The following is a 9,071-nucleotide window of genomic DNA, read 5'->3' as shown; positions in this document are numbered from 1 at the left end:
CGCTCGACCGTCACCAACCGCAGTTGACTCGCCAGCCGTTGCTGCTCGGCCAGCAAGGCTTGGTAGTCTTCGGTGGACAGCGTGATGGTGGGCGTCATGCCGTTATTTTACCGGCTTTACATCCGCGTTTCAGCCTACTTGGGTATAGGTTCGTGCCGGATGCGGCCGCATCGCGGCCAAGTCAATACCGGCTAACAACCAGTGGAGTTGCTCGACCGTCAACGTCACAACTGCTGCCTCTTTCGGCCAGTGAAAACGGTCGGCTTCCAGCCGCTTGAGCATCAACCAAAAACCGGTGCGGTCCCACAACAGCAGTTTGATCCGATCCCGCCGGCGATTGCTGAACACGTAGATGGCCGGCTCGAACGGATTCAAGCCTAATGCCTGCTCAACCAGCAGCGCTAAACCATTGATGGCCTTGCGGCCGTCGACCGGCTCGCGGTGCAGGTAGACCTTCAATCCTGCGTCGAAACGAAACATGGCAGCTCGGCCAACGCCTTCAAAATCACCGGCAGGTCGCTCAGCTCGACAGGCTGTAACGCGAGTTTAACGCCGTTGGGCAACTCCGCACTGAGCGCTGACTCAGCCGGTTTCTCTGCGCTCAGCGACTGAACGGGCACAAAAGCCGGCAACGTTAATGGACTGTTCGGATTCGGATGTCCTGTTTCTCGGTAATGCCCCATCCACTTGCGCAGCAGATTGGCATTGATACCGTATTGCAGAGCGATCTTGGCAACCGATGTGCCCGAATGCAAGCAAACTTTCACTAGCTCCCGCTTGGCTTCCGGATCATAAAGGCAACGGCCGTCTCGCCCGTGCCCCACGATTAATGGCCGCGATAATCGCGTGTTATGCTCCTTCATAGGTGTCCACCTGATTATAAGTGGACACTATCTTCGTTCCTTTCGAGCTGTTTATACAGATGCTGTTAAAGGACCGCTTACCGAGGTTTGAGCCGGAACGGGAGGTTTTCGGCCGGCGGGATAGATACATCTGGTAGATTGCTTGGAAGTAATGTCTTTAAGTTAAGCCGTTGGCTGAGCGAAGTCGAAGCAAAATGGCTGGCTTCGACTTCATTCGGCCGGCGGCTTATATGGACTGTAACCGTTGAACTTCAGGGCATTGGGGTGTTCGGCAATCCGGTCGGCTATACGGATCCGACGGGGACTTTCGGGTTGTTCGGGGCGTTTGTTGGCGCAACCTTTGATTTTGGTTTGCAAATGTACAGCAACGGTGGTGATATTGGCGCCGTCAACTGGGGAGATGTCGGTATTTCCGCTGCTTTGGGGGCGACGGGTGGAGGTCTCCTAGGAAAAATTGGCAAGATTACCGATACAATTTGGGATACGAGTAAAGTTGTAAAGGAAACAACCAGAGTCGGGCGGTGGATGTCGCAGGCTGAGCATGATGCCATGAAGGCGTCTGGAAAGGTGCAGGAAAGCTTTTCTGGAACCACCCATGTTGCGGATCCAGAGGATGCTTCGGCTTTTATAAACCAGGCGAAGCCGGGAAGTATGTACGTTGAGTTCAACGTCCCGACGTCATCGTTGAAGGCAACAAATGAAGGTTGGGCTAAAATTATTGGCCCCAACTCTCTAGAGGGGCGGCTTGCGGCTCGAAAAGGAATGTCAATTCCTTAAATGCCCGAAGCAACGGATATCCTACACTCGGCAACTAAACTTCCATGAGAGGAGAGAGCGTGTTGGACACCTTTATCGGCTGGGCAAAGCAAATCACAGATAAGGCTCTCGGCAATGATGTCGAGGCGAGAGTCACAGAAAGCGAAATGTCACACAATCCATCAGCGCGACTCGATATAGATACGCCTACGCTGGTGGCTCGGATTACATATTGGGAAAGTGGTGATTTCGACGCAGAGATTATTGAGCTAGTGACGGAGAGTACTATTTTCTCAAGCCATGGAAGTTTACATGAGGGACGGGCGTTCTCGGAACAGTTCGCCGACTTCTTTGAGTCGCTTAGTATCGCTGGGCCGTCCGATTATGCTTAGCGTCGGTTCCTGAGCGGTGGCGTTTAACGCGGTTCACAAATTCCCGAAAGATGCCGCGCCATAACCGGCATCATCTCGCCGGCGATCTGTTTCCCGGTCGCGGCCTTGCGCGTTGGCGGTCGGCTGCGTTGCCGACTTGGCGTCACCGCCGGCAGGGTTCCGGCCTATTTTGAGTAGCCTATGAAAATCGATATTACTTTTTTGAATTACGAGCAGTGCCAGGTCATGTTGTCGGAGACGCCTCGCGACGGCGTGCTGGTGGTTTGCCAGACCGACGCAGCCGGCGCCGAGGTCGTGCTGGGCCGCTTTCCGCTGACCGGCGCGGCCTTGCCGATCGCGATACCGATCGGCACCGAGCGGAGCGAGGAGTTGGAGCGCCTGGTGTTCCACGAATACAACGGCGACACGCAACGGGCGGTCGCGCACCGGTTGAATCTGGCCGCCACGCTGTTAGCCCGGCAAGCCTTGCAAGCCGGGGTTTACCGGGCTAGGCCGAGTACGGTCACGCGGGTGGCGGCGCTGACGATTGCCTATAACGAGGACTTCGTGCTGCCGAAATGGGTGGATTACTACGGACGCCAGTTCGGTCTGGAAAATCTGTATGTGATCGACGACGGCTCGGACCGCGATCCGCGCACTTATCTGCCGACGGCTGTAAATGTGATTCGCCAGCCCCGCACCAGTTTCGATTCGTGGCGGCTGTCGCGCAGTCTGGGCATTTTCCAACATTTTCTGCTGGAGACTTACGACTTGGTGGTGGTGACCGATTCGGACGAATTCATCGTGCCGACCCGCTCCGCGTATTCGAGTCTGGCCGATTACGTGACCCGCTTGTCCGTCGATACGCCCAGGCGGTTAATCCCGACCGGTTGGGATTTGGTGCATCTGCGTGGTAGCGATGCGGCGATCGATCTATCTCAGCCCATCGTCGGCCAGCGGCGGGCCTTGTTGCGCAACACCGCCTTGGACAAGGTGGCCATCCTCAGCGACCCCGTGTCGTTCACGCCGGGCCAGCACCAATGCTACGAACGCAGCGAAAAAGCCGACGACCTGACGCTGATTCATTTGCGCTATTTCGATTACGAGTTTTCCCGCGAAAAACTCCAGCGCTACCGGACCACGACCTGGGCCGCCAACGATTTATCGGCCGGCCTGTCCTACCATCAACGCCAGGAATTCAGCGCGTTGGAGCAGGAGTTTCAGCGCTTCGAGGACCGTTACCAAGGCGGCGGTCAGGAAACCAACGTACTGAACGACTTTTGGCGGGCGCAGTTGGGGGTGTAGCGGGGAGGGCTTTTTTGAGCAATCAAGACGCTCGGATTCTGCGTTTTGGACGTGAGCGGACTTTTAATAAGGCGGTTGATTGGGCACGCAAACTGTCGCTATCGATCCGTTTTTTTAAGGTTGCGCTTCGCCAACGCGGCTTGCTAGGTCGGTCCAACTTCAGCGAACTTGAGACGGCAAAGCAACCACGGGCGACCTCGCCAAATTAGCCTGTCAGCCGGCCCTGGGCAACAAGACTCGAAAGCAAGTGCCCTTGCCGACCGTGCTTTTCACTTCGATGCGTCCGTTGTGTTTGTTCACGATGCCGTAGGATAAGGAAAGACCCAAGCCGGTGCCCATGCCGACCGACTTGGTGGTAAAGAACGGATCGAAGATTTTTCCAAGCTGTTCCGGCTTGATGCCCTTGCCGGTATCCTCCACCTCAACCCAGACACTGTTCTCGTCATAAGCGGTGCGAATCGTAATTCGGCCGTGATCCTCGATGGCTTGCACCGCATTGATCAGCAGGTTCATGAACACTTGGTTGAGTTGGGACGCGATGCAGTTGATCTCGGGGATTGCGCCATATTCCTTGACGACCTCGGCTTTGTACTTGATTTCGTTCCATACCACGTTCAGCGTGCTGTCGAGACCCGCCTCCAGATTCGCCGACTGCTTTTCCAATTCGCCAACGTGAGAGAAATCCTTTAGATCCTTAACGATGCGCCGCACTCGCTGCAAACCATCGAGGGATTCCGCCAGAAGTTCGCCGATGTCTTGGCGCAGATAGCCGATATTGATTTCCTGCTTCAGAAGCGTTATGTCTTGCAAGGCCTCATTCACCAGCTTACCTTCGACGTCTTCGTAAGCCGCGAGCAGTCTGAGCATTCCATCCACATACTCTTGTAACGTGCTCAAGTTGGAGTTGACGAAGCCAATGGGGTTGTTGATCTCATGAGCCACGCCGGCCGCGAGCTGACCGATCGAAGCCATTTTTTCGGATTGCAGCAGTTGCATCTGGGTTTCTTCAAGCTGCTTGATTAGGTCCTCTTGACGCGCCTTCTCGGCCAGCAGTTGGGTATTGGCCATTTGCAGCGAGGCGGTGCGCTTTTGCACCTGCTCTTCGAGTTTATCTCGGGAGTCGCGCAACGCTTCCTCGGCGCGTTTGTGTTCGGTGATATCGTTGAAGCCGAAGACGCGACCGATGATGTGTTCGCCAAGATATTGCGGCCGCGATCGGCATTCGAAAACCCGGCCATCCTGGAGACTCAGGATATCTTCGGTTTCCCCGTCCCCAACGAGCTCTTGTAAGCGCACACGAAATGCCTCGGGCTCGACGACCTGCCCGGCAATGAACTCAAGAATATCGGCTTCTTCTGTCTCGAACAGCAAGTCGTCCGAAATGCCCCACATGCTACTGAACTGGCGGTTCATGTTGGCGATCTTGCCGTGCCAATCGATGACCAGTATGCCGTTGCCGGTTGATTCCAGCGTGGCCCTGAGCTGGGACAATAGCTGGGCCAGGGCATCCTCGGCCTTGTGTTCGTTTTGGACATCCCTGGCTTGGATCAGAATCAGCGGACGGCCTTCGTGGTGAATGATCTTGACCGATTTGGTCACCGTCAGCAGCGAACCGTCGGCGCATTGATAAAGCCCATCCTGGGTCTCGATATCCTGGTATTGGCCGTTGCGGACGTCTTCCCAATAAAACACGTCCTGCAATGAACTTTCGATATTCGTGATCGCCATGGCCAGCAAATCCAGTTCCGAATAGCCGAGCATTTTCTCTGCCATCTTGTTGGCGACGATGATCCGCAACTCACCGGGTTCAACCAGCAGCATCATATGCTGGCAGTAATCGATCATCAGATGTTCGAGGCTGCTCATCTGGCTTGCTCCTGGCCGGGGCTGCTCGGGTCGAAATAATAATTGACCCGTTTGCGAGGACTGAGGTAGTTGTATATTTCCCTCGGAACCTGCGCCGGTCTGATCGCCTTCGCGATATTCGCATCCGCTTCGCAGGCCATGTCCACCAGGATAGCCTCGTCCCTGGGGATATCCGCGTCGTAAATGAGCACCAGCGGTTTCATCGGCTTGGCGGTATTGACGGTGACGACCATGCCGATCACGCCGTTGGAAAACTGCACGATCGTGCCTGGCGGATACACCCCAAGACAACGGATGAAGACCTGGAGCAATTTCTGATCGAATTTGTTGCGCAACTTGGCGAACATCGTCGACAAAGCCTCGTGAGGTGTCAGCGCGTTGTTAATGTTCACCGGGTTGCAAAGTTCATCATAATGGTTGGCAATGACGACGATGCGGGAAAGCAAGCCTATCGCTTCGCCCTTGAGTCTGCTCGGGTAGCCGGTCCCATCGAACAATTCGTGATGTTCGCTGATGATGGTCAAGACGGCGGGTGCGAGCCCCAGTCGCTGGCCGATATCCGCGCCATACTGGCAATGCATTTCGAATAAATGCCGCTCGGCCTGATTGAGCGGCTCCTTTTTCATCAAGATCTTGGACGGAATCTCCTTATGACCAATATCGTGAAATAGCGCGCCTATGCCCAAAGTGCCGACCACTTCTTGGGGCAACTCGATGTCGCGCGCCATCATCAGCGACAGCATGGTGACATTCAACGAGTGGTAATACATTTCCTCGGCACCTGCCTTGCCTATCATGACGTGTATGGCGAGTTCCGGCGCGGAAAGCAGGGAGTCGATAATTTGATCCACCAATTGTCCCGCCTTTCGCACGGTTTCCGCCGGCATGGTAAACAGGCTTTTCTCGATGCCGTGTATCGTTTTAGCGGTATCGATAAAGGCATTTTCAATCCGCGCCGCTGCCTCTCGCTGCCGCTGGATGCGTTCTACCAGCGCGACCTTGGCCGCCAACACCGGCGAAATATCAGGCTTGGCCGCTTCCGGTGTTTGCTGTACCGGCTGTGTCTTTTGAGGGAGCGGATTGACATCGCTGAGGGCCGGATCGTAACGAATCGACTTGAGCCCGAGACTCTGGATGGTCTTGATCTGTGCCTCGTTCTTGATCTTGAAATTGCTGAACGAGAACGGGTGATCAAACCACTTGAGATCGAGGTGGATATATAACCCGACCCGAAGCTGATCCATCGTAATGTTGAAGTTATCTGGCATCGGTAGCGACAGTCCGATCTACTTGTGTCAAATGGAATACTGCGGAATTCGGCGGTCTCGACCGATATTCCGCGCCCGGCCACTCAAGGTTTTGCGATCCGTTTTCACAGGGATGTAAGCACCGCCGCAGTGTGATTGAGCGGACGCCGATCCGAGATTATCGTGCCCGTGGTGGTGGGTTTCGCCCCACTAATTTGTGCCTCGGAGCCTTTGCGACGCCCACCGCTATCTTTTCCGGAAAACCAATGTGAAACGCCGCAACCAAGGCTTGCGATTGCCGATGGAGTTCGTCTGGCGTTCATTGTCCGCCGAATTCCTTCGAATTGCGGCACTAATTTTCAGTGTCTGTCAACGCGTGTTTGCACACTAACATAACAACTCCAGCAATCACAAGTGAATGGGTGGTGCGATAGCGGTGGTTCGCCCTAATGGTCATGAAGTGATTTGTCACCCAGGATACTGAAAAAGGCGGGTGGGGTGGCTTTAGCCGCGATCGAGAGCGTCCCGCCATCGGTGGGCCTAACTTTGCCTAACCGCTGCTTTTAGGGTCTGAGAATCTTGGATCAGCAATCGCCGGCGGCATTCAGCAAGCCCGGCATCAGACCGTCGACGAAGTGGGCGAAGCGGCGTGATAGCCGCTCGGGAGCCGGCGGCGTTTTATCCTCGAAGACTTCGATCAACTCGATGAACCAGCATACGACGTCGGCGGCAAACACCGGTTGCAAGCTGTAGGGCGGCGCGCAAAATTTCAGGTAGCCGGCCAGCGCTCGCGGGTGCTCTGCGAACAGCATGCGGGCGGCGGCGTGGCTGGATTCGGCACTGACCATCGGTAGAAAGCCGGCGGCGTAGATTTTGGCGAATACCTGTTGGGCGCAGACGGCGCGTTGCAATGGGTCGGCAATCGGCGAGTGGCTGCCGCCCAAGAACAAGGCGCATTGGACCGCGGTACTCAGTGCAGTGAAATACACGAACGAAAACTGCAGGCCGACGCCTTTGCAGATCAGTTCGTAGAAGCGTTGGGTGCCGTCGCCGTTTTGCGAGCCGTTCGCCGGATAATGTACCAAGCAGCCCGGCCCCGGCTGGCTGACGAAATCGCCCAAGGCCAGCCGATTCAATTCCCACAAGTCTTCGGCCAAGGTCAGGCCGTGCAGCGGTGTCACGGCCAGGAATTGCAAGGCGTGGTTCAGCGCGCCGCGCCGCGAGGCGTTGTACATCGTCGCGCGGGCCACCTCGGGGCGCCAGGTCGGCAAGCGTTCGGCCGGGGTCGCACCCTGCATCGCCGCTTGGCTGACGTTGACCAGCTTGCCGTCGCCGATGTCCACGAAGGTACTGCCGGCCTCGGCGCAGCTGAGTTTGGCATCGCCGCGCAGCAATTCGAAGGCGTCGGCGTGATAAGTCGGCGACATCCAGTCGTCGTCGGCCATCATCGCGCAATACGGCAAGTCGCCGCACCACTCGAACAGATAGCTCAAATTGCCTGCGCCGCCGACGTTCTTCTGGTGTGCGATCGCGAAGATATAGGGATTCAGCGCGCGGATGCGTTCCAGAAATTCGCGTTTTTCCGGCGTTTCGCTGTTGTCGGCGACCAGCACCACGGTTTCCTCGTTGGCCGTGCCGATCAGCGAGGCGATCACCGAGCGCGCCATCGGCGTCCAGCGCGCGGTCGGCAATAAAATCGCGGCTTGCGCGGAGGCGGGCAATGGCGGAAAGTGCCGGCCGCCGGTGGCGATGAGCGGAACTTCGTGAGTCATGGCGCGTTCGGTGTGAGGTATAGAAGCATGGTTGGCGTCAAGCCGGTACGCGGCGCAGAAAGCCGTCCGGCGAGGCGGTGATGGCGATTTTATGTTCGAGGGTTTTATCGATCTCGAAATTCAGCACCTTGCCGTCGGCGGCTTGGCGGCCTTCGCCGCGCAGCAGGCGCAGATATTCCCAAACCGCGGTCTTCGGGTTGTTGCCCTTGTCCCAGGGACGGTCGCGGCAAAAGCCTTCCGGCAGATCTTCGACGCCGGTATCCCAGACCACGCAGTAGCTGTCTTCCGAGGTCAGCGGCGCGTAGGCTTCCAGTTCGGCCAGCACATGGTCGTGGGTGTGGTTGGAGTCCAGGAAAACCAAAATGCGTTGGGCTTGCGCGGCGCGGGCCTTGACGGTCGCGACGATGTCCGGGGCGATCGACGATCCCTGGAGGGTCTCGATTTTATGCGCCAGCGGATGGGCTTCGATGGCCGCGCGGTTGTGCGGGCGGATGTCGATGTCGATGCCCAGCACCTTGCGCGGGCTTTGCAATGGGTCCAAGGCTTGGCCGGCGGCGACCGCGTCGCAGTAATCCAGCAGGGCTAGCATCGATGCGCTCAGCACCAGCGAGCCGCCGTGGGCGATGCCGGTTTCGACGATCAAGTCCGGCTTGACCCGCCAAATCAATTCCTGAATCGCGTAAACGTCCTGCGGCACCTGGATGACCGGCCGGCCTAGCCAGGTAAAGTTCTGGGCGTAGTTGTGGCGGATGGATTCGCGCACCCAGATGTTGGAAAGTCCGATGAAATCGCGGTCGGTGCCGATCCGGCGAATGTTGTCGGCGACGTAAGTTTCGAATTGCTTGTTGGCGTCCATGAGAGGCTTCGGTGTGGTGGGGGCGAAATCGGTTG

Annotated in this window: 9 protein-coding genes; 3 read left to right on the top strand and 6 right to left on the bottom strand. The window is 56.9% G+C overall.

Annotation, left to right across the window (positions count from 1 at the left end; genetic code table 11):
• Nucleotides 1–129: 129 nt before the first annotated feature.
• Together tnpB and BJL95_RS10510 are read right to left on the bottom strand one after the other, a co-directional pair.
• Nucleotides 130–480, bottom strand: a complete 351-nt coding sequence (tnpB, locus tag BJL95_RS10515) for an IS66 family insertion sequence element accessory protein TnpB (protein WP_064031840.1) — start codon at nt 478–480, stop codon at nt 130–132.
• Entirely contained in the window at nt 456–863 is a 408-nt protein-coding gene (locus tag BJL95_RS10510; RefSeq protein ID WP_254786668.1) for a transposase, read from the bottom strand. The genes tnpB and BJL95_RS10510 overlap by 25 nt, the downstream gene beginning before the upstream one ends.
• Before the next feature lie 138 nt (nt 864–1,001).
• Between BJL95_RS10510 and BJL95_RS10505 the strand changes: the two genes are divergently transcribed.
• From BJL95_RS10505 to BJL95_RS10495, 3 genes are all read left to right on the top strand, one after another.
• A complete protein-coding gene (locus BJL95_RS10505) occupies nt 1,002–1,640 on the top strand; it encodes a hypothetical protein (protein ID WP_139306215.1) in 639 nt (212 codons plus the stop codon).
• A 59-nt stretch (nt 1,641–1,699) separates the two neighbouring features.
• Nucleotides 1,700–2,011 carry a hypothetical protein gene (locus BJL95_RS10500; RefSeq protein ID WP_139306214.1) on the top strand — a complete coding sequence of 104 codons (312 nt, stop codon included), beginning with the start codon at nt 1,700–1,702 and terminating at the stop codon, nt 2,009–2,011.
• 180 nt (nt 2,012–2,191) lie between these two features.
• Nucleotides 2,192–3,295: a glycosyltransferase family 2 protein gene (locus BJL95_RS10495; protein ID WP_071157780.1), complete on the top strand. Its 1,104-nt coding sequence runs from the start codon at nt 2,192–2,194 to the stop codon at nt 3,293–3,295.
• Between the two features lie 213 nt (nt 3,296–3,508).
• Here the strand turns inward: BJL95_RS10495 and BJL95_RS25920 are convergent, their stop codons facing one another.
• The 4 genes from BJL95_RS25920 to BJL95_RS10475 form a co-directional block, all read right to left on the bottom strand.
• Complete coding sequence (locus tag BJL95_RS25920; protein WP_071157778.1) at nt 3,509–5,161, bottom strand: ATP-binding protein; 1,653 nt, start codon at nt 5,159–5,161, stop codon at nt 3,509–3,511.
• Nucleotides 5,158–6,429, bottom strand: coding sequence for an HD domain-containing phosphohydrolase (locus tag BJL95_RS10485; protein WP_071157776.1), 1,272 nt, complete (start codon nt 6,427–6,429; stop codon nt 5,158–5,160). The genes BJL95_RS25920 and BJL95_RS10485 overlap by 4 nt, the downstream gene beginning before the upstream one ends.
• A gap of 563 nt (nt 6,430–6,992) precedes the next feature.
• The gene (locus tag BJL95_RS10480) at nt 6,993–8,180 is read right to left on the bottom strand and encodes a glycosyltransferase (RefSeq protein WP_071157774.1); all 1,188 of its coding nucleotides are present in this window, start codon (nt 8,178–8,180) and stop codon (nt 6,993–6,995) included.
• 37 nt (nt 8,181–8,217) lie between these two features.
• Nucleotides 8,218–9,036, bottom strand: a complete 819-nt coding sequence (locus BJL95_RS10475) for a cephalosporin hydroxylase family protein (protein WP_071157772.1) — start codon at nt 9,034–9,036, stop codon at nt 8,218–8,220.
• Nucleotides 9,037–9,071: the final 35 nt, after the last annotated feature.

It is taken from the genome of Methylomonas sp. LWB, from assembly GCF_001856095.1.
GTDB lineage: Bacteria > Pseudomonadota > Gammaproteobacteria > Methylococcales > Methylomonadaceae > Methylomonas > Methylomonas koyamae_A.
Note: the sequence above shows the minus strand (reverse complement) of the source record. Positions and strands in the feature narration are given on the sequence as shown.

Excerpts from the sequence above, each read along its gene's own strand:
- tnpB (WP_064031840.1), bottom strand. The coding sequence starts at position 480 with ATGTTTCGTTTCGACGCAGGATTGAAGGTCTACCTGCACCGCGAGCCG.
- BJL95_RS10510 (WP_254786668.1), bottom strand. The coding sequence starts at position 863 with ATGAAGGAGCATAACACGCGATTATCGCGGCCATTAATCGTGGGGCAC.
- BJL95_RS10495 (WP_071157780.1), top strand. The coding sequence starts at position 2,192 with ATGAAAATCGATATTACTTTTTTGAATTACGAGCAGTGCCAGGTCATG.
- BJL95_RS25920 (WP_071157778.1), bottom strand. The coding sequence starts at position 5,161 with ATGAGCAGCCTCGAACATCTGATGATCGATTACTGCCAGCATATGATG.
- BJL95_RS10485 (WP_071157776.1), bottom strand. The coding sequence starts at position 6,429 with ATGCCAGATAACTTCAACATTACGATGGATCAGCTTCGGGTCGGGTTA.
- BJL95_RS10480 (WP_071157774.1), bottom strand. The coding sequence starts at position 8,180 with ATGACTCACGAAGTTCCGCTCATCGCCACCGGCGGCCGGCACTTTCCG.
- BJL95_RS10475 (WP_071157772.1), bottom strand. The coding sequence starts at position 9,036 with ATGGACGCCAACAAGCAATTCGAAACTTACGTCGCCGACAACATTCGC.